At 64.0% G+C, this 19,772-nt stretch carries 14 protein-coding genes and 2 pseudogenes; 8 read left to right on the forward strand and 8 right to left on the reverse strand.

What is annotated here, in order from left to right; genetic code table 11:
- Positions 1-64: 64 nt before the first annotated feature.
- Both AC5Y2L_RS14410 and AC5Y2L_RS14415 read left to right on the forward strand, forming a co-directional pair.
- Positions 65-1,483: an acyl-CoA dehydrogenase family protein gene (locus AC5Y2L_RS14410; RefSeq protein ID WP_499935887.1), complete on the forward strand. Its 1,419-nt coding sequence runs from the start codon at positions 65-67 to the stop codon at positions 1,481-1,483.
- Positions 1,484-1,507: 24 nt separating this feature from the next.
- Positions 1,508-2,710 carry an acyl-CoA dehydrogenase family protein gene (locus AC5Y2L_RS14415; protein WP_499935886.1) on the forward strand — a complete coding sequence of 401 codons (1,203 nt, stop codon included), beginning with the start codon at positions 1,508-1,510 and terminating at the stop codon, positions 2,708-2,710.
- A 279-nt stretch (positions 2,711-2,989) separates the two neighbouring features.
- On the opposite strand, the gene dmpG is transcribed toward AC5Y2L_RS14415, so the two are convergent.
- The 4 genes and pseudogenes from dmpG to AC5Y2L_RS14435 all read right to left on the reverse strand — a co-directional run bounded on the left by dmpG (position 2,990) and on the right by AC5Y2L_RS14435 (position 6,384).
- Positions 2,990-4,006, reverse strand: coding sequence for a 4-hydroxy-2-oxovalerate aldolase (gene dmpG, locus AC5Y2L_RS14420; protein WP_499935885.1), 1,017 nt, complete (start codon positions 4,004-4,006; stop codon positions 2,990-2,992).
- Positions 4,003-4,958: pseudogene (locus AC5Y2L_RS14425) on the reverse strand (acetaldehyde dehydrogenase (acetylating)). The gene dmpG and the pseudogene AC5Y2L_RS14425 overlap by 4 nt, the downstream one beginning before the upstream one ends.
- Positions 4,959-4,966: 8 nt before the next feature.
- Complete coding sequence (locus tag AC5Y2L_RS14430) at positions 4,967-5,749, reverse strand: 2-keto-4-pentenoate hydratase (RefSeq protein WP_499936184.1); 783 nt, start codon at positions 5,747-5,749, stop codon at positions 4,967-4,969.
- On the reverse strand, positions 5,749-6,384 hold the full coding sequence (locus AC5Y2L_RS14435) for a TetR/AcrR family transcriptional regulator (protein ID WP_499935881.1): 636 nt from the start codon (positions 6,382-6,384) through the stop codon (positions 5,749-5,751). The genes AC5Y2L_RS14430 and AC5Y2L_RS14435 overlap by 1 nt, the downstream gene beginning before the upstream one ends.
- A 92-nt stretch (positions 6,385-6,476) precedes the next feature.
- Between AC5Y2L_RS14435 and AC5Y2L_RS14440 the strand changes: the two genes are divergently transcribed.
- The 4 genes and pseudogenes from AC5Y2L_RS14440 (at position 6,477) to AC5Y2L_RS14455 (ending at position 10,961) form a co-directional block, all read left to right on the forward strand.
- The gene (locus tag AC5Y2L_RS14440; RefSeq protein ID WP_499935879.1) at positions 6,477-8,060 is read left to right on the forward strand and encodes a bifunctional 3-(3-hydroxy-phenyl)propionate/3-hydroxycinnamic acid hydroxylase; all 1,584 of its coding nucleotides are present in this window, start codon (positions 6,477-6,479) and stop codon (positions 8,058-8,060) included.
- Entirely contained in the window at positions 8,057-8,926 is an 870-nt protein-coding gene (locus AC5Y2L_RS14445; protein WP_499935878.1) for an alpha/beta fold hydrolase, read from the forward strand. Before AC5Y2L_RS14440 ends, AC5Y2L_RS14445 begins: the two co-directional genes overlap by 4 nt.
- Positions 8,923-9,921, forward strand: a complete 999-nt coding sequence (locus AC5Y2L_RS14450) for a VOC family protein (RefSeq protein WP_499935876.1) — start codon at positions 8,923-8,925, stop codon at positions 9,919-9,921. Before AC5Y2L_RS14445 ends, AC5Y2L_RS14450 begins: the two co-directional genes overlap by 4 nt.
- A gap of 12 nt (positions 9,922-9,933) precedes the next feature.
- Positions 9,934-10,961, forward strand: a pseudogene (locus tag AC5Y2L_RS14455) (amidohydrolase family protein).
- A 75-nt stretch (positions 10,962-11,036) separates the two neighbouring features.
- On the opposite strand, the gene AC5Y2L_RS14460 reads toward AC5Y2L_RS14455, so the two are convergent.
- Together AC5Y2L_RS14460 and AC5Y2L_RS14465 are read right to left on the reverse strand one after the other, a co-directional pair.
- Positions 11,037-11,621, reverse strand: a complete 585-nt coding sequence (locus AC5Y2L_RS14460; protein ID WP_499935875.1) for a hypothetical protein — start codon at positions 11,619-11,621, stop codon at positions 11,037-11,039.
- A 267-nt stretch (positions 11,622-11,888) separates the two neighbouring features.
- On the reverse strand, positions 11,889-12,347 hold the full coding sequence (locus AC5Y2L_RS14465; RefSeq protein ID WP_499935874.1) for an RNA polymerase sigma factor: 459 nt from the start codon (positions 12,345-12,347) through the stop codon (positions 11,889-11,891).
- Between the two features lie 875 nt (positions 12,348-13,222).
- Here AC5Y2L_RS14465 and AC5Y2L_RS14470 point away from each other — a divergent pair.
- On the forward strand, positions 13,223-13,933 hold the full coding sequence (locus AC5Y2L_RS14470) for a hypothetical protein (protein WP_499935872.1): 711 nt from the start codon (positions 13,223-13,225) through the stop codon (positions 13,931-13,933).
- Positions 13,934-13,990: 57 nt separating this feature from the next.
- On the opposite strand, the gene AC5Y2L_RS14475 is transcribed toward AC5Y2L_RS14470, so the two are convergent.
- The gene (locus AC5Y2L_RS14475) at positions 13,991-16,252 is read right to left on the reverse strand and encodes a serine/threonine-protein kinase (protein ID WP_499935870.1); all 2,262 of its coding nucleotides are present in this window, start codon (positions 16,250-16,252) and stop codon (positions 13,991-13,993) included.
- Positions 16,253-16,799: 547 nt separating this feature from the next.
- Here AC5Y2L_RS14475 and AC5Y2L_RS14480 point away from each other — a divergent pair.
- Positions 16,800-17,978 (forward strand): BTAD domain-containing putative transcriptional regulator, encoded by a 1,179-nt coding sequence (locus AC5Y2L_RS14480; RefSeq protein WP_499935869.1) that lies wholly within the window; start codon positions 16,800-16,802, stop codon positions 17,976-17,978.
- A 77-nt stretch (positions 17,979-18,055) separates the two neighbouring features.
- Here the strand turns inward: AC5Y2L_RS14480 and AC5Y2L_RS14485 are convergent, their stop codons facing one another.
- The gene (locus AC5Y2L_RS14485; protein ID WP_499936182.1) at positions 18,056-19,750 is read right to left on the reverse strand and encodes a trypsin-like peptidase domain-containing protein; all 1,695 of its coding nucleotides are present in this window, start codon (positions 19,748-19,750) and stop codon (positions 18,056-18,058) included.
- Between the last annotated feature and the right edge of the window lie 22 nt (positions 19,751-19,772).

Consider the following 19,772-nt stretch of genomic DNA (forward strand, 5'->3'; position numbering starts at 1 on the left):
TAGCTATCTTACTCCGGAGTAAGATACGGTTATTGGCATCGCCCCCACAACCGAGGCTGCACACATGACCAAAACCCTTTCTGCTTCGAACTCCGCGTCGAATCCTTCGGCGAACTCACGTCCTCGCCGCAGGCGACGCGGCCGCAAGACCGGTGTCGGGCTGCAGCCGCACAAGCGGACCGGGATCGACATCTCGCTGGCCCTGCTGACGCCGATTGTCGGTCAGGAGTTCCTGGACAAGTACCACCTGCGCGATCCACTCAACCGATCGCTGCGCTACGGCGTGAACAAGATGTTCTCCACCCTGGGCGCCACCAGCCGTCAGTTCAAGCGAGTGCAGAACCTGCGCGGTACGCCAACCCGGCTGAAGTCCAGCGACAAGAACTACTTCGACCTGACGCCCGATGACGACCAGAAGCTGATCGTCGAGACCGTCAACGAATTCGCCGCAGAGGTATTGCGGCCCGCCGCCCACGACGCCGACAACGCCGCGACGTACCCGTCCGATCTGATCGCCAAAGCAGCCGAACTGGGCATCACGGCGATCAACATCCCCGAGGACTTCGACGGCATCGCCGCACATCGCTCCAGCGTGACCAACGTCTTGGTGGCCGAGGCGCTGGCCTACGGCGATATGGGTCTGGCCCTGCCGATCCTGGCGCCCGGCGGCGTGGCGTCCGCGCTAACCCACTGGGGCAGCGCCGACCAGCAGGCCACATACCTGAAAGAGTTTGCGGGCGACAATGTTCCGCAAGCCTGCGTGGCCATCGCCGAACCACACGCGTTGTTCGACCCGACCCGGCTCAAGACCACCGCAACGCGCACCCCGAGCGGATACCGACTCGACGGGGTGAAGTCGCTGGTTCCCGCGGCGGCCAACGCCGAACTGTTCATCGTCGCGGCACAGCTGAATGGCAAGCCGGCGCTGTTCATCGTCGAGTCGTCCAGCGAGGGCCTGACGGTCAGGGCAGATCCCAGCATGGGTGTGCGCGCCGCGGCGTTGGGTCAGGTTGAGCTGTCCGGGGTTTCGCTGCCTTTGAACGCCAGGCTCGGCGAGGACGAGGCCACCGACGCCGACTACTCCGAGGCGGTCGCGCTGTCCCGGCTCGGCTGGGCCGCCCTCGCGGTCGGCACGTCGCACGCGGTGCTCGATTACGTCGTGCCCTATGTCAAAGAACGCCAGGCATTCGGCGAGCCGATCGCTCATCGTCAGGCCGTGGCGTTCATGTGCGCCAACATTGCTATCGAGCTTGACGGGCTGCGGCTGATCACCTGGCGCGGCGCATCGCGCGCCGAGCAGGGCCTGCCGTTTGCCCGCGAAGCGGCGCTGGCCAAACGGCTCGGCTCCGACAAGGGCATGCAGATCGGTCTGGACGGCGTGCAGCTGCTCGGCGGCCACGGCTACACCAAAGAGCACCCGGTCGAACGCTGGTACCGCGATTTGCGGGCCATCGGCGTCGCCGAGGGCGTCGTCCTCATCTAGTCCAAGCCAAGCGAAAGACCAATCATGGCAATCAATCTGGAGCTACCGCGCAAACTGCAAGCGGTGATCACCAAAACGCATCAGGGTGTCGCAGAGATGGTGCGGCCCATCGCCCGCAAGTACGACCTGAAGGAACACGAGTACCCCGTCGAACTGGACACGCTGATCAGTCTGTTCGAGGGAGCGTCGGAGTCATTCAGCTTCGCCGGAGCCGATTCACTACGCGACAGTGAGGACAAAGAGGACAATCACAACGGCGCCAACATGGCCGCGTTGGTTCAGACGATGGAAGCCAGCTGGGGCGATGTGGCAATGATGCTGTCCATCCCCTATCAGGGGCTGGGCAACGCCGCCATCTCCGCGGTGGCCACCGACGAGCAACTGGAACGGCTGGGCAAGGTGTGGGCCGCGATGGCTATCACGGAGCCCGGGTTCGGGTCGGATTCGGCGGCGGTCACGACGACGGCGACGCTGGACGGCGACGAGTACGTCATCAACGGCGAGAAGATCTTCGTCACCGCCGGTTCGCGGGCCACCCACATCGTGGTGTGGGCCACGCTGGACAAGTCAAAAGGCCGTGCGGCGATCAAGTCGTTCATCGTGCCGCGTGAGCACCCCGGTGTCACGGTGGAGCGCCTCGAGCACAAGCTTGGTATCAAGGGATCCGACACGGCGGTGATTCGTTTCGACAACGCCCGCATTCCCAAGGACAACTTGCTGGGTAACCCGGAAATCGAAGAGGGCAAAGGCTTTTCCGGGGTGATGGAGACCTTCGACAATACCCGGCCCATTGTCGCCGCGATGGCCGTCGGGATCGGTCGCGCCGCCTTGGAGGAAATCCGCAAGATCCTCACCAACGCCGGAGTGGAGATCGACTACGACCGGCCCGCCCATGTGCAGAGCGCCGCGGCGGCCGAATTCCTGCGCATGGAAGCCGATTGGGAGGCCAGCTATTTGCTGTCGCTGCGGGCGGCCTGGCAGGCAGACAACAACATTCCCAACTCCAAAGAAGCCTCGATGAGTAAGGCCAAGGCCGGCCGGATGGCCAGCGACGTCACCTGTAAGTCGGTCGAATTGGCCGGCACCACAGGCTATTCCGAGCAGTCGCTGCTGGAGAAGTGGGCCCGCGACTCCAAGATCCTGGATATCTTCGAGGGCACCCAGCAGATCCAGCAGTTGGTGGTCGCGCGCCGGCTGCTCGGCCTGTCGTCGTCGGAACTGAAGTAGCCGGCCGCAACCATCAGCAGTAGCGGCCGCGAAGGGACGCACAAATCGCTTAGCGGATATCGTCACTGCAGCAACTCTCGTATCAAGATTCCGGGCCATGTGAGGGGTTGTAATTCGATAGCGCCCGCGATATCGAGTTGCAGAATCACCGACCCAGCTTCGCAGGGATGGATGTGGCTGGTGTGACTAAGCGCCTCGGTGGCTGCGTCTGGGTAAATCAGTTCACATGCCGCGAGCTTCACGTCGAGCCCGTTTGCTCGTCAGACATCCGTGAGCCAGTCATGACGTTGCGTCCTCGGCGGCGACGAGATCCAATGCGATATCGACGAGCATGTCTTCTTGCCCCCCGATCATCCCGCGGCGGCCGGCCTCCTCCAGCAGGGTGCGCGCGTCGATGCCGTAGCGTTCGGCGGCGGCCTCGGCGTGCCGCAGGAAGCTGGAGTACACCCCCGCATAACCCAGCGTCAGCGTTTCCCTGTCGACGCGAACCGGTCGGTGCTGCAACGGACGGACGATGTCGTCGGCGGCGTCCTCGAGTGCGTGTAAGTCGCAACCATGATCCCAGCCCAGCTTCTCGGCGGCGGCGACGAACACCTCCAACGGCGCGTTGCCGGCACCGGCACCCATCCCGGTCAGCGACGCGTCGACTCGATTGGCGCCGTGTTCGACAGCGACGATCGAGTTGGCCACTCCCAGCGATAGGTTGTGGTGCGCGTGTATGCCGATTTCCGTTGTAGGCAAGAGGGTTTGACGCAACGCATCGACGCGGTCGGCGACATCGCGCATGGTCAGGGCTCCGCCGGAGTCGACGACGTAGACGCATGTCGCCCCGTAGCCTTCCATGAGTTTGGCTTGCTCTGCCAAGCCCCATGGAGTATTCAGATGGCTCATCATCAAGAAGCCCACGGCGTCCATCCCGAGCTCACCGGCAGCGGCCAGGTATGGCGCCGAGATATCCGCTTCGGTGCAGTGAGTGCCGACGCGCACGACGCCGGCACCCGCCCGGTGCGCATCCACCAGGTTGCGGACGCTGCCGATGCCGGGCAGTAGCAGAGTGGCTATCTTGGCGCGGGTGACAACATCGGCGACGGCTTCGATCCATTCCAGGTCGGTGTGCGCGCCAAAGCCGTAGATACAGCTGGACCCACCCAGCCCGTCGCCATGCGCGACCTCCACGGAATCCACGCCGGCGTTGTCCAACGCCTTGGCGATCGCGATCGCCTGCTCGATGCTGTACTGGTGCCGGACAGCGTGCATGCCGTCGCGCAGCGTGACGTCGCTGATGTACAGATTCATGGTGTGGCTCCGGCGATTTCGGTGTCGTGCGCCGCGATGCGTTCAGCCGTGGCTTTCGCCGCCGAGGTCATGATGTCGAGATTGCCCGCGTATGCCGGTAAGTAGTGGGCGGCGCCCGCGACTTCGAGCATCACCGTCACCCGGGTGCCGATGAACTTTCCCGTCTCCGGGATGTAGAGCGGATCGTCGGCGGTGCAGGTTTCGAATTGCACCCGTTGCTTGAGCCGGTAGCCGGGCACGTATGTCCTGACCTTGTCGACCATGTCTACGATGTCCTTCTCGATCTGCTGATGGTCACAATCACCGTCGACCAAGCAGTAGACCGTGTTGCGCATCAGCACCGGCGGGTCGGCGGGGTTGAGGATCATGACTGCCTTGCCGCGCTGCGCTCCGCCGACGACTTGCAGTGCGACCGCGGTGGTTTCGATGAACTCGTCGATGTTGGCACGGATGCCCGGGCCGGCGGACTTCGACGCGATCGACGACACGATTTCTGCGTAGGAAACGATTCCGCTCCGGGCCACTGCGGCGACGATCGGTACGGTCGCCTGCCCGCCGCAGGTGACCATGTTCAGGTTCGGCGCGTCGAGGTGGTCATCGAGATTGACCACCGGCACACACAACGGCCCGATCGAGGCTGGCGTCAGGTCCAGCATCCGTATTCCGGTGTCTGCCAATCGAGTCCAGTTGGCGCGGTGCGCGTCAGCAGAGCTGGCGTCGAAAACGAGTTGGATCTGGGCGAATTCAGGCATGGCCAGCAGGCCCTCGACGCCGTCAGCGGTGGTCGGCACGCCCAGCCGGGCGGCGCAGGCAAGTCCGTCGGAGTCAGCTTCGATGCCCACCATCGCGGCCACCCGCAGGGGCCACCGCCGCGGAGGATCTTGATCATGAGATCGGTGCCGATGTTGCCCGACCCGATGATCGCGACCGGCCAATGATGTTGTGTCGTCATGAGTTTACCTAGCTGAAGCTCAGCGACACGGTACCGAGGCCACTGATGGTGGCGGTGGCGTGATCGCCGCCGCGGACGAAAGCGGCCGTGGTGAACGAGCCGGACATGACGAACTGGCCGGGCAGTAACTCGGTGCCGAACGGAGCCAGCGCGTTGGCCAGCCATGCCACCGCCGCAGCCGGGTCACCCAACACGGCCGAGCCAAGGCCAGAGTCGACGTCAATTCCATTGAGCGACAATGATGCCCGCGCGTTCGCCAAGTCAGCCCGGTCGGTATCGGTAACCCAGTCACCCAACACTACGGCTCCTGAGCTGGCGTTGTCAGCGACGGTGTCGGGCAGGGTCAGTCGCCAGTCGGCGATGCGGCTGTCGACGATCTCCAGCGCGACGGCGACGGCTTCGGTTGCTGCACGCACGTCATCGACCGTGACCCCGGGTCCCCGCAGTGCCCGAGATAACAGGAAGGCGACCTCGGGTTCGACCCGCGGCGCGCAGAACCGCGCCGCCGGGACAGCTGCCCCCTCCACCACCATGTCGTCGAGGATGTAGCCGAAGTCGGGTTCGTCGACGCCGAGCAGTTCCTGCATCGGTTGGGAGGTCAGCCCGATCTTGTGGCCGACCAGCGTGTGTCCGGCGCTTAACCGCCGCGACAGGTTGGCCTGCTGGATCGCGTAGGCGTCGGCGACGTCGAGGCTCGGATAACGCACAGTGAGTGGATCGATTGGCGCCCGGTCGATTTGGGCGGCGTGCAAGAAGTCGGCTGCCTCAGCGACCTGCACCGCGCTCAGCATCACCGCGCCGCCTGTCCATCGATGAGCCGGCGGGCCATATCGTAGATCGCGCGGCCGTGCAGCTCGAACAACGCGACCAGATCGACCGCGTCGCCACCGACCTCCTTGGCGATGAACAGGCCGTCGGCACCCGCCATCGCATAGATCGCCAGTTGGTGGGCATCGGCGTCGGTCAAGCCGGGAGCGAATTTTCGAAAGTTCGCAATCAGTTCTTCGAATGCCTGAGCGCGGACCTGAAGAAACATCGTGCGGGCACGCGGTTCGGTGGGCCGACGTTCCAGCGCCAGCATCAACCCCAACCGGATGAAGTCCGGGGCATCAAGCAGCGCCTTGGCGATCTGAGTCGCCAGTACAAGGAAGCGCTCCTCGACGGGGCCACTCTCCGGGACCACCCATGCCGCCTCCCAGGCGCCGAAGCTGCGCTCGATGACCGCCGCAATCAGGTCGTCCTTGTCCTTGAAGTGCCAGTAGATGGAGCTGGCCGGCAACCCGCACTTGGCGCTCACCAACGCGATGCTGGTTCCCTCGTACCCGCGTTCGGCCGCGATCTCGGTTGCCGCGTCCAGGATTCGGGCGCGCGACAATTCACCATCGGCCCGGCCCCGCCGGCGTTTTGGAGCCTGCTTTTCGGCCATCGAACCTCCGCCGCAATCAGGTCTTGACTCTGTAGCGATCACTACATTACCGTAATGATCACTACAGAACAAGCCTTAGGAGATGAGCGGCAATGACCGACCCCACAACATATGACGTGGCCGTGATCGGGTATGGCCCCACCGGCGCCACCGCGGCCAACCTCCTGGGCCAACTCGGCCTGAAAGTCGTTGTCATCGAACGTGATCCGGACGTCTATGGCCGGGCGCGCGCGATTTCGACCGACGAAGAAGTCATGCGGATCTGGCAGTCCGTCGGTCTGGCGGACCGGTTGCAGCAGGATATGTTGCCGGACCGGCCGATCGCGTTCGTCGACCACGCCGGGGCGCCCTTCATCGACCTGAAGATCAACTCCCACGGGATGGGGCATCCGCCGCAGCAATTCCTCTATCAGCCCGCCGTGGATCAGGTGTTGCGCGACGGGGTTGCCCGGTTCCCGAATGTCGAAGTGTTGGTGGAGCACGAATGTCTGCGGGTGGTCACGCAGGACGACGCGGTCGAGCTGATGCTGGCCGACCTGCGGACCGACACTTTCAAGCGGCTGCGGGCGTCGTACGTCATCGCCGCCGATGGCGGCTCGTCACCGACCCGTGGGCAGTTGGGCGTCGGCTATTCCGGACGCACCTACGCGGAACGCTGGGTCGTCATCGACACCAAGGTGATCCGGCAATGGGACGCACACGACCGATTACGGTTCCACTGCAATCCGGCCCGTCCCACCGTCGACTGCCCGACCCCGCTTGGTCACCACCGTTGGGAATATCCAGCCCGCGAGGGTGAGGACGCCTCGAAGTTGGTTTCTGACGCAGAGGTGTGGAAGGTTCTCAACGCCCAGGGCATCACCGAGGACCAGGTCGAGATATTGCGCGCGGTGGTCTATTGCCATCACGTTCGCGTCGCGGACCGCTGGCGGGTGGGACGGGTCTTCCTGGCCGGCGATGCCGCCCACGCCATGCCGCCATGGATCGGTCAAGGCATGTCGGCGGGTGTGCGCGACGCGGCCAACCTGTGCTGGAAGCTCGCCGCCGTGCTGCGCGGACAGGCGCCGGACGTACTGCTGGACTCATATCAGGCCGAACGCAAGCCCCACGTCACCGAAGTGACCAGACGGGCGGTGTTCGTCGGCCGGATCATCACCGAACGCAACAAAATCATTGCCGCGCTTCGCAATCGCGCCCTCCGGGCCATCATGCCATTATCGGCGGTGACGAACTGGCTGCAAAAATCGATGTGGGTCCCCGAGGCGCGTTACAAAACCGGCTTCCTGGCAGCCGGTCACCGCGCGGCCGGCTGGCAGATTCCGCAACCGTGGGTCGTGGACACCAAGGGCGCCACCGTCCGACTCGACGACGTCATCGGCGGCCAGTGGGCACTGCTCTACACCGGCGACGCTCCATCGGGGAGCCGGGCGTGGACGGAACTTGGTGTGCCGGCGCTGCGGTTATGCGGAACCGGGCCCGCCCCGCTCGACGCAATTCGCGACAAAGACGGCACTCTGCTGCCCTGGCTAAAGCAAAAGAAGGCAGCCGCGGTGGTGGTACGTCCCGACGGATTCATCTACGCCGCAGCGGAATCCGGGAAGCCCCTGCCGCCGCCCCCGGCCGGCTACACCGCTGGCGCCGCACGCCCGGCCACCCGCACAGGAGCCATCGCATGACTACCGCACTGGACGAACGCACCGTAACGGTCGCGGGTAAACCGATCTTTTACGCCGAAACCGGCACTGGCCCGGCAGTGGTCATGCTGCACGGCGGCGGCCCCGGCGCCTCCGGAGTGTCGAACTACTCACGCAACATCGACGCACTTGCCCAGCGGTTCCGCGTTATCGTTCCCGACATGCCCGGCTACGGTCGCTCCCACAAGGGAATTGACCAGTCGGACCCGTTCGGCTACTTGGCCGACAGTATCCGTGGACTGCTCGACGAATTAGACATCGGCTCCGCGCATTTGGTCGGCAACTCCTACGGCGGCGCGGCGGCACTGCGGTTAGCACTCGACACACCGCACCGGGTGGGCAGGCTGGTGCTGATGGGTCCCGGTGGTATCGGGACCACCCGAAGCGCGCCGACTGCCGGTCTGAGAAGCCTGCTTTCCTATTACGGCGGGGACCGGCCCAGCCGCGCCATGCTGGAGACCTTCATCCGCACATATCTGGTTTACGACGGCGCCTCAGTGCCCGCTGAGCTGATCGACCTGCGATACCAGGCGTCGAACGAACCGGACGTGGTGGCCAATCCGCCATTGCGCCGGCCGTCGGGACCGCTGGCCCTGCGCACCCTGTGGCGCATGGACCTAACCCGCGACAAACGGCTTGGGCAGTTGGCAACACCGACCCTGATCCTCTGGGGCCGCGACGATAAGGTCAACCGCCCAAGCGGAGGACCGCTGTTGCTCAACCTGATGCCCAACGCACAGTTGGTCATGACCCCATACACCGGCCACTGGCTGCAGTGGGAGCGCGCCGAACTGTTCAATCAACTTGTGTCCGATTTCCTTTCGCAAAGATCGGCTTTTGCATCATGACCGTGTTCGGCAATGTTCACCTCGGCTACATCGTCATCGAGACCGACAAGTTCGCCGACTGGCGCCGTTTCGGCCAAGACGCCATCGGCATGCATTATGACGAAACGCTGCCCGACGTGATGCGGTTCCGCCTCGACGACAACGAATGTCGCTTTCTGTTGCAGCGTGGTACCGCCGAGGACGTCACTGCGCTGGGCTGGCAGCTCGACGACCACGCCACCTTCGATGAAATCCTTGCTCGCGTCACCGGCCACGGGGTTCCGGTGACGGAAGGTACTCCCGAAGAGGCAGCACTGCGCGGCGTCGAACGGCTGGTGCGATTTCCCGGACCCAATGGTCTTGCGCAAGAGATCTTCACCCGCGCCCGTACCGGCAACGCGCCACTTGCCATGCGGATCGGCGGTGGCTTCGTCACCGGCCAAAGCGGCATGGGTCATGTCGCCATCACATCGAAGAAACCCCACCAGCTGCGCGGCTACTACAACACAGTCTTCGATGCCCGCCTGTCCGACTACATCGACGAGACCATCAGCGGCCTCAAATTCAAGATTCGCTTCCTTCGGGTGAACGAACGCCACCACTCGGTGGCGATCGCCGCGGTCAACCGGCTGCCGATCAACCCGATCCGCACCCGGGTGCAGCACCTCAATGTTCAGGTCGCCGAGCTCGACGACATGGTCGCTTCCTATCAGCGGGTCAAACAACTCGGTTTCCACATGGCCCTCGGTGTCGGCCAACACACCAACGACCGCGAACTGTCCTTCTACGCCATAACGCCTTCGGGGTTCGAATGGGAAGTGGGCTGGAACCCCATCGTGGTCGACGAAAAGACCTGGGAGCCAACCACTCACCAGGGCATCAGCATCTGGGGTCACACCCGCGAGGGCGAGCGGATCATCGACAAGCTGGCGCAATTCAAGACCGCGGGACAATCATTGCTGCATCGCGAAAACGTCGTCCCGGCGCTGGCCGGCGCCGGGATCCGCGACGACTGACGGGAGGCCTATATGCTGCGAATCGACGCGCATCACCACATGATCCCGCCCGACTACCGAAAAGCCCTGCAGCAAGCGGGGATCGACGAAGCCGGCGGACGCGCGCTGCCCGACTGGAGCCTTGAGGCGTCATTGCGAGCCATGGCCGAACTCGGCGTCGCCGCAGCTGTGCTGTCGGTGTCCACCCCGGGCGTCGCATTCCTGCCTATGGCCGATGCCGCAGCGCTGGCGCGTGATCTCAACGATTACAGCGCCGAACTGGTTGCCGCGCAACCCGACCGGTTCGGGTTCTTCGCCACGGTGCCGATGCCAGGGATCGACGAATCCGTCGCGGAAAGCACACGGGCGCTCGACGAACTCAAGGCCGACGGCGTTGTGCTGCTGGCCAACAACGCCGGCGTGTACTTGGGACAGAACGGGCAGGACCCGCTGTTCGAGGTCCTCAACGAGCGCGGCGCGGTGGTCTTGATCCATCCCGCCGAATTGCCGGGGCCGACCGTGCCCGGCGTCGCGCCGTTCGCCGCCGATTTCCTGCTCGACACCACACGGGCGGCGTATTTGTTGGTGCGCAACGGGATACGGCAGCGCTACCCGCATATCAAGTTCATCCTCAGCCACGCCGGCGGTTTCGTCCCGTATGCCAGCCACCGGATGGCCTTGGCCATCACCGCCGACACGGGCCGCAGCCCGGCCGATCTGCTCGACGAATTCTCCAGCTTCTACTTCGACACCGCCCTATCTTCCAGCGCGCAGCGCTGCCGACGCTGCTGGCCTTCGCCAAGCCGGGTCACATCACGTTCGGATCAGACTGGCCGTTCGCGCCGGTCGCCGCGGGGAAGCTATTTGCGGCCGGGCTGGAGACCTATCCGGGGATCGATACCGCCACCCGCTCGGCCATCGACCGCACCAACGCGCTCTCGTTGTTCCCGAGGTTCGGCGCTGCGCCCCAACCCATTCCACGGCCGGCCGCGCAGCGGATACGACACACCGTCAGCCGCGGCGCCATGCGGGTGGTCGCTCGAATGATGAACGTGAACTGATCGCGACACTGCCGGTCGTCACGCATCGCGAAATTCGGTCCCCTATTGAGCCGTGCCAGAGCTGTCACGGCTGGGTTAACCCGGTTCGCCGGGTTGGGAGCCGCCGAGGGCTGGGCCGCGCCGCGAAGATTCACACCACAGTTTTGTCGATGGTGCGAATGCGAACGCCGCAGTGAACAAAGGAAATGCGGCAAGGAAATAATCAAGGTCAGAGACAGACTCGTAGTAGTACGAGCTCGCGACAAGTGGATGGAATAGGTTCGCGACGGCGGCGACACAACCGATGAGGATCAGCCATCGGCCGACCAGCCGGCGCATCAGCAGAAGTATCCCACCCGATAACAACATGGTCGTCGCGACCACGACTTCGACGAGCGCTGTCCATCCGATCCATATGCCCGGTGGGTAGAAGCTCAGGCTGCCATTGGCGTGGGTCACGATCTGGGGTGGATCCGAGCGGTGAAGTAGCGACAGCAAACCGGCCACCGTGTAGAAGGCCCAAAATATGCTGCCCGCCAAGGCAAGCACACTTGCGATCACAGCGAGCGCGCCGCTCGGTGGCGACTGTGCCTCATCGCGGGGGTACGTCATCACATCCTCTTTCTCGTGGCGGATGTCATCGCAGGGCTTCTCATCGGTTCGGTTCGGCGGGTTGCCCATTGCACATGCTTAGAATCCGCGGCGGCACTTGGCAAGTACTTGGCAAAGGCATGGCGCCACCCGTACCGGCCGAGATTTTCCAAAAGTGTGCCCTCACCGGGCCGCCAATGCCCACACTAAGGACGTCGCACAAACACGGGTGACGCGCGATTACGGAGAACACCAGATGAACGGGCGCAACGAACCACAATCGATCAGCCTCCGCAAGTTCTGCCTGTTGATCTTCCTCCAGACCGGGGTGCCGTTTGGCATCTGCATGGGCTTCGTTTACTCCGAGGGCCGCAGCCTCGTCGCCTCAGTCGTGTATGGCCTTGGTGCGGGACTGTTATTTGGGGTCATGATGATGCTCCCGTATGCAGCCAGTTCGCGGCGCCGGATCACCGTGGATGGACCGCTCTCACCGGAGATCTGATCGGGCAGCCGGTCGCGGACTTCTTCTCGGCGGTTCTGGCGGACGCACCGAATCACCTGATGGCGGGCGATGCCATACAGCCACGGCCGTAGGTTGGCCGGGTTACGCAGCGTCGCCAGGTCGCGAGCCGCCTCGTAAAACGTTTCCTGCACGCAGTCCGCGGCGGCGTCGCGGTCGGCAAGCTGTCCGAGGCAGTATGCGTACAGCCGGTCGGCGTAACGCTCATAGATCGCGGCAAAGGCGTGCCGATCGCGGCGGGCGGCGCGGACCAGCTCGGCGTCGTCGACGATGTGCGAGTGAGTGACTGCGGTCATCTGAGCATTTCCAAATCGGTTCGACTGCGGTGGATCACCGTGGGTGGGCGTGCTCAGAATTTCGGGCTGCACTTGGCAAGTGCTTGGCATCGGCATGGACCCGACGGATGCACGGCAAGCTGGCTGGCGGTTCGGCCATCGACGGGTGATACCGGCCTGCCTGCAGGCCCATGGGTGCGTGGTAAATACCTGCTGCGCAACGACATTCGCGAGTGCGACCCACGGTATTCGCTGGTATCAACCGCATTCGGTCATCGGCGCGGCTCAGCCCTGCGCACGTCGGCATCTGTCACAATCGATCCATTTCACGTCCCATGCGCGCGTTCTCGAGATACGCGCAACGCGACGGACAACTGGACCGCTTAGGCTCTGAATCGGCCAATGCCGTGGCAAGGATCCGATGCAAAGCCGACGCTGCGGCTCGACTCGCCGCTATCCACCGTCGAGTCCGTGGCAACACGGTGTCCCCGGCGCTGCAAAGAACGACGTTCGGTTCAGTAATCGGAGTCGCCGTCGGACTCGGACGGGCTGTCGCACCGGTAGGTGGCTTAGGTTGTGCCGTAGCACTTTTCGGTGACGCGGTAAGCGTCATGCGAGCGCTTTCACAAGCTCTGACTTCGTCGGTAAGGTCCATGATGGTGTCGTTCCCGTCGCCGCAGCCCGATTGGCCGCTCTAAAGCTGGGGAGCACGGGCAGACGGCAATCGCACGCTTTTATGCGACTTCTACGTGACGTCGTCGCGGTTGCAGCTGGCCGGCGCGCACGTCCACGCAATGCGGGGGTCGGTCAGAAGGTCAGTAGGGCTTCTGACGTCACCTTGCAGGTAGGTGCCGAAATTGCTACCGGCGAAAGCTTGCCGGTGTTATCCTCCCGGCGTGCGTCACCTGCGAGCCAAGAGGTTCGCCCGGTTTCGGATTTGGCCGTCTCGGCCGATATCCGGTCCGCTGCAACAACAGTCGCGCTGTCAGCGGCTGCCCGTGGAGCGTGCGGTCGCGGCCGCGACGGTGCTTACGTCCACACTGATAATGGTGGCTTGCGCACCCGGTGCTGATCCTCACCAGACGACGACCGCCTCACCAACCACCACAACCACGACCACGCCGACCACCACAACGTCCAGCCGCGCCTCCGGGCAGACCGCAACGGCCTCGGACGGCAGCTTCATCGTCGCCCTGCCGAATGGTTGGCGGGCCGAATCACAGCAGAGCGCGCTGATCAAGCTGACGTACGCCGGTCATGACGTCGACTTCAGAGTCGGCCTGGTGCAGCCGGAATACCGCGGCCGCACGCTTAATGAATCCGCCGAACTCGAGGAGAAACGACTGGTCAAGCAGCTCAAAGCGGTTCTGGATGCGGGCGGTATCGAGTCGACGAGCGTCGACGGCGAGCCCGCGGCACGCTTCACAGTCACCATTCCAGCGGACAAGACCCCTCCGGCCAGCCCCGAATCGCGGGTAAGACTCCTGATGGTCCGGCACCACGACGCCGAGTATTTAGTCCAATTGACGGTCACGCCGCCAGCAGACTTCAACGACGCCCTACCGGACTACGAATTCGTCATGACTTCGTGGAAGTGGTCGACCTGACGGCCGCTTGTCCAGCGACCGCGGCGGCACTGACCAGTGTCTGGACTCGATACTGCGTCAAGCGCTGTTCACAAGAATCGCGTACTGAGCAGCCGCGCGCTGCCGCGCATCCTTTTCCTCGTTGCTAAAGACCACGGCGACATACCGCCCAAACGAAACCCAACAAGCAAAGCGAACATTCGCGTTGTCTGACCAGATGATCTTCTTCTGTTCGAAGCATCGGGCGCTCGTGACCCGCTCAGGCGGTGCCACCTCGTGGTCGACAAACTCCGCGGAGTTGGCTTGCACGAGCTTGGGCAGCAGCGCACTCGCCGCAGCGTCATCTTGGGCCCGTAGCAGTTGACCGCTGACGGTGAAGGCGCACCGATCGACCCCGGCTTGCTCTAGCAGCCGCTCTCTGACGGCTTGGCTCTCGGCGCATATGACGACCGCCCGAGGACCGATGCTGCCGTAGTCGACCGATATCTTCGGCTGTTCTCCCGCGACGAAAAGCCGGCTGAGCATGTGATCGGGATCGAGGGGTAGTGAACCGACATTTCCGCCCGGTAGGAGCCGATCCATCAGCGGTACTTGTAGATCGAGAGTGCGTTGCACCCGCGGCATCAAATCGTTCAGACCCCGCGCGCTGGAGTTGCCGTTTTCAATCGATACGACGAAAAAGCCATGGGCCATGGTCGCCGCCATCGAAGCGTAACCCGGCCGCCAATGTGCCTTGGCCTGCGGATATCCCGGAATCGTGAGGTGTCGGTTCTCGGGATTGACCGCGAAATCGGTGTCGTCCATCTCGGTAGCGGCCCGAGCGGCCGCGTCGGGGTTCGGGAAGCTTGTCAGCATGAGCCGCAGAAAGTCCCCGCTCTTATCGCGGACGTAGTCCGTCATCCGTTTTGATATTCCATCGAGGATGTAGGCGCTGATCATGCCGTACTTCTCCAGCACCGGTTGCACGAGCGGGATCCCGGTGCCGCCGAGATTTTTGGCGGCGGTTTGCGGATCGGGTGTGGCCACTCCGTAGAGGTGATCCAGTTTTGGGTCGATGTCGTAGGGATTGGCGAAACCCTCAGCCAAGCGATAACTCGCGAGATACCGGCCCTCCGATTCGGTCGCGGGGCCCGTCAGCGTGCGCGGCTTCGTCTCGTAATGACCCACGTCGAGATTGCTGATGTCGGCCGCCTGCGTGGGTTTGCCGCCATTTAGCCGCCAGATCCCGAGTCCGCTCAGCACCGCGACGACGGCCACGGCGGCCGCCGCGATCGGAATCCATCGACGGCGGCGCTTGGGTGCGGGTGCCGGGGTGGGTCCAAACGGTGGGGCCCAATAGGGAGATGAGGGTGGGGGCGGCAGTGGGCGCGAAGGCGGAGACGGTGGTCCGGCGGTGCCAGCGCCACCGTGGGGCACCCACGTGGGTGCTGCTGAGTCGGTGGGCGTGGCTGGAACCGAGGCAGTGGGTGCCGTCACGAGCTGAGACGGTGGCGCGGCGACGGCGACGGCCGCCGCGGCCCCTCGTGCCAGCTCGCCGGCGCTCGGGTAGCGGTCATCGTGGTTTTTGGCCATTCCCCGGGCGACCACTTGATCGAGCGCCTCTGGGATCTGCGGGCGCCGCGAGCTGGGCTGCGGGATGGGCTGGGTCAGGTGCGCGCCAATCAGACTGGTGCGGTCACCGCTATAGGGTGGCGAGCCGGTCAGCATTTCAAACAGCACGCACGCCAGCGCGTAGATGTCGACGCTATGGGTGATCATGTTGGAATCGCCGACGAAGCGTTCGGGCGCCATGTAGGTCCAGGTCCCCAACACGTCGCCGGCCTGGGTGAGCTTTTCCTCGGTGAGCGCACTGGCGATTCCGAAATCCACTAGATAGGCGAAGTCGTCGCCGGTAAGCAAAATGTTGGCCGGTTTGACATCGCGATGGATGATCCCGGCCGCATGAGCCGCGTCCAGAGCGGAGGCGATCTGACGCAAAATCGCCACGGCCCGCGTCGGCTCCAGCGGCCCCGAGCGGTCCAGCATGCTCGCCAGATCGGTGCCCTGGATCAAGCGCATATCCACATACAGCCGCCCATCGATCTCGCCGACGGTGTGCACGGGCACCACATGCGGCTCGTGCAGCCGCCCCGCCACACGTGCCTCGCGCTGCAGGCGCTTCTTGAACTCTGGGTCATGCGCGTAACGCTCCGACATGAGTTTGAGCGCCACCACGCGGCCCATCACGGTGTCCTCGGCCTCGAACACCTCACCCATGCCGCCGCGGCCCAGCAAACGCGTGAGCCGATAGGGACCGAACCGCGAACCCGCGCCTAAACCGTCCGTATCGCCGTCGCTCATCGCCGCCTCCCCGACCCGCCCGCACTTACATGCGCGCCAGACACAGGCTCGTCGCCCAGGTCTGTCCAAGAGATATTAGACCTGCCGCGACCGCGCCACAGCTAAATGTCGCGGCCCTCTGCAACGCCACTTGCGTCATACGCGGCTACCCGGGTAGTCGACCGCCCGGACCTTGCTCCAGCAAACGTGGCCCCCAGTTGCGCCGCCAACGGCGGATTAGTCCCGTGACAGGCTCTGCTCGGGTTCTGCGTCTCTACCGAAATTCGCGGCGCAAACCAATTGAGCTACGCCGCAACATAAATCCCGCGCGAGCGACTCAGTCCGTTAACGAAATAGTCGATAGGTGATCTGCGTTGACCGTGGCCCTACCCTTGGCCCGACGAAGCCGAGCCGAAAGCCGCCTCGGTCCAGGACGCCGCGATGCCGATGCGGGAGTATTGTCGGGCACTCCCTTGCGCGAGTTTCGCCGTTGCGCGTTGGGAATCATCGTCAGCCAGCGAAGATTGTTTGGACAGGCTTGACGGCTGCTACGGGAAGGACATCTGCGATGGCCGACCACCGTCTCGGATACGGAGTGTTGGGCCCGCTGCAGTTGACGATCGATGGCACCAGCGTGCCGTTGGGCACCCCAAAGCAGCGCGCCGTGCTTGCCTTGTTGCTCGTCAACCGCAATCGCACCGTGCGAGAAGACTCGCTCATCAATTCGGTGTGGGAGGAAAAACCTCCGCCCGAGGCCCGTGCCGGCCTGCAGGCGTATGTGTCTAATCTGCGCAGGCTCATGGCCAGAGCCGGCATCGACGGTCGCCAGGTCCTCGCCTACGCGCCACCGGGCTACCGGCTCAACGTTGCCGAAACAAGTTGCGACGTAGGCAGGTTCATCATCGAAAAGACTGCTGGTGTCCGGGCGGCCGCCGCCCGCGAATTCGAGCAAGCCTGCACCCATCTGTCGGCGGCACTGACCGAGTGGCGCGGAGAGACGCTGGAAGATCTCGCCGAGTTCCCGTTCGTCGGGCCATTCGACGCCGCGATGACCGAGGATAAGCTGCTTGTCTATACCGCCCTGGCGGAATCCGAAATGGCATGCGGCCGTGCTTATGCGGTGATCAGGGAGCTGGAAGCGCTGACCGCCGAGCATCCCTATCGGGAGCCGCTGTGGGAGCAGCTGATTACCGCGTACTACGTATCAGATCGGCAAACCGACGCCCTCGAGGCTTATCAGCGCCTGAAGAACACCCTTGCGGAGGAACTCGGCATCGACCCGACCCCGACACTTCGCGCCCTGCACGAACGAATCCTTCGTCAGGAGCCAATCGACCTGAAACAAGCCGCGCAAAAAACGGCGATCGACACCGCCACCAGCATCGAGCGACACGGCACGGCCACGCAGGGCTCTCCTACCGCACGACTCACCGCAGCGTCGGGACAAATCCACGCTCTGCGCGGCGGAGCCACCCGCATCGGGCGGCTTGCCAGTAATGACATCGTCCTGAGCGACCCCAACGTCAGCCGCCATCACGCGGTGATCATCGACACCGGCGCAATTTTCGTGATCAGCGATATGGGCTCAGCCAACGGTGTTTACGTTGGGGGACAACGAATCGTTAATCCGACCAGCCTTGCCGACGGCGACCAAATCCGAATAGGCGACCACGAATTCACCTTCCAGATCCACCACGAGGACGACGGGCACATCGAGGACCCGAGCCTGCCCACGAGTAAGACGTAGAACGTCAAGCCCGGCACGGCGCCAATGCTTTGGTAAGCGCCGTTGCGACGTCTCGCCGACAAGCCCGCGCCATCGCATCAAGAAGGGCCGAATTTCACTGGATTGACTGCCTTGATCTCATTTTGGGGGCCAATAATCAGGACCGCGAAAGCGCCGCCGATTCCCGGCACAACCTTGAGGCTCCCGTTGACGCATTGTGAGGCAGTGTCCAATCTCCATTTACCTTCCGCTTTGAACAGAAGGGTCTGTTTGTCATCAGCGATGAACTCAATTTTGAACGGCGTGCCGTTGGGTATGCCCGCGACTTGGAAGTTTGCATGGATTACGTCGTTGGGGGCGACGCCCGGCAGGATCTGCGGCTGCTGTTCTGTGCTGTTTCCGCTGCAGTCCGGCGAGGATTTTTTCGACCAGCCCGCCGCTTTCGCCGTCGCGTTCGCATCCAGGTGCGGCAGCTTGGCAAAGTACGGCGATATATATTTCGGGTCGCCGCCGTTGCGCGCGATCCGAACCACATCGGCGGCGAGCGCCACCGGTCGGATCAGCGAGGACCCGGAAGTGAATTCGCCTTTTGAACCCCCCGATTTCTCGGCTGCCACGACGGCGGAGTTTATTCCGATCAGCTCGCCGGCGTCGTTGATCGAAGCGCCGCCGGAGTTGCCCGACCCAAGTCGCTCTGTGCTATCGATCCAGAACCGGTCGGTGTGCGTGTCCGGATCGGACTCCCAGGACGCCACATCACCGCTGGTGATCGTCAGCGGGCCGGCAACCTCGCGCGGGCCGGAGGTTAATGCGGGATAGCCCAGCGCGGTGATGTGATCTCCCGTATGAAGGGCGTTGCTGTCACCGATCGGCACGGGTTCCGGTAATCCGAGGGGTCCCCTGGGCAGGGCGCCGCCGTCCTGTAGCGCGTTGATTTTCATCACCGCGATGTCGAGATAGCCGTCGGACACGATCGGGATCGCGCGGTATTTCGGCACGGCCGGGGTGGCGTCGTCTTTGGCCAGGGCGATCAAGTACACCGCAGCGTCGGGACCGTTGCCGGGGTCTCCTTTTGGGAGCGCGCTGGGATGGCCGACGTGCGCGTTGGTCAAGATCAGCCCATCCGCACTGATGATGGTCCCCGATCCCTTCCACAAGGGCCCACCGTCAGCTTCGGTGGCGACGATTTGCACGCTTGCGCGCTTGGCCCGCTCCAGGTGTGCTGCGCTCAAACCGCGCGGGTGGTTGCCGCCGGATAGCAGCACCACCGCGGTGACTCCCGCAGCGACTACTGCGAGCACACCTACGATGGACGCGGCCCGGATCGCCATGCTGCGCCGGCGTTTTGCGGCGATAGCGCGCTGCGCGGCCGAGATCCCCACCATCGGCACCAGCGACAACGTGTACCCCCCCGTCGGGTGGCCAAGGTGCACCTCAGTCGGCTCGGCGATCAGCTTGCTGGTGATGCGCTTGCCATCGACATAAGAGCCGGACCTGGAGCTGTCCTGGTACCACCATCCGTCCGCGCGGTGTTCAAGCACGGCGTGGTTGCGCGAGACGACCTGATCATCGACGACGACCTCGAGATCGGATCCCCGACCGATCCGCACGGGGCCTGGGGGAACGAAGCGCTTGTCGCCGGCCCTGGTACGAACCAATATTCCGCCAACGGGCAGCTTCGCCGACGTATCGGTATAGACCAGCGTCGCGTCGACGTCCGTCGCTTCCCCTGGTGTGCCCGACCTGTCGACAGGTGTGGTTGCGGGCTGTTCGACCTTGATGACGGCATCCACTCCATCGCCGTCTGGCGCGCCG

This window comes from Mycobacterium sp. NGS66, assembly GCF_059812225.1.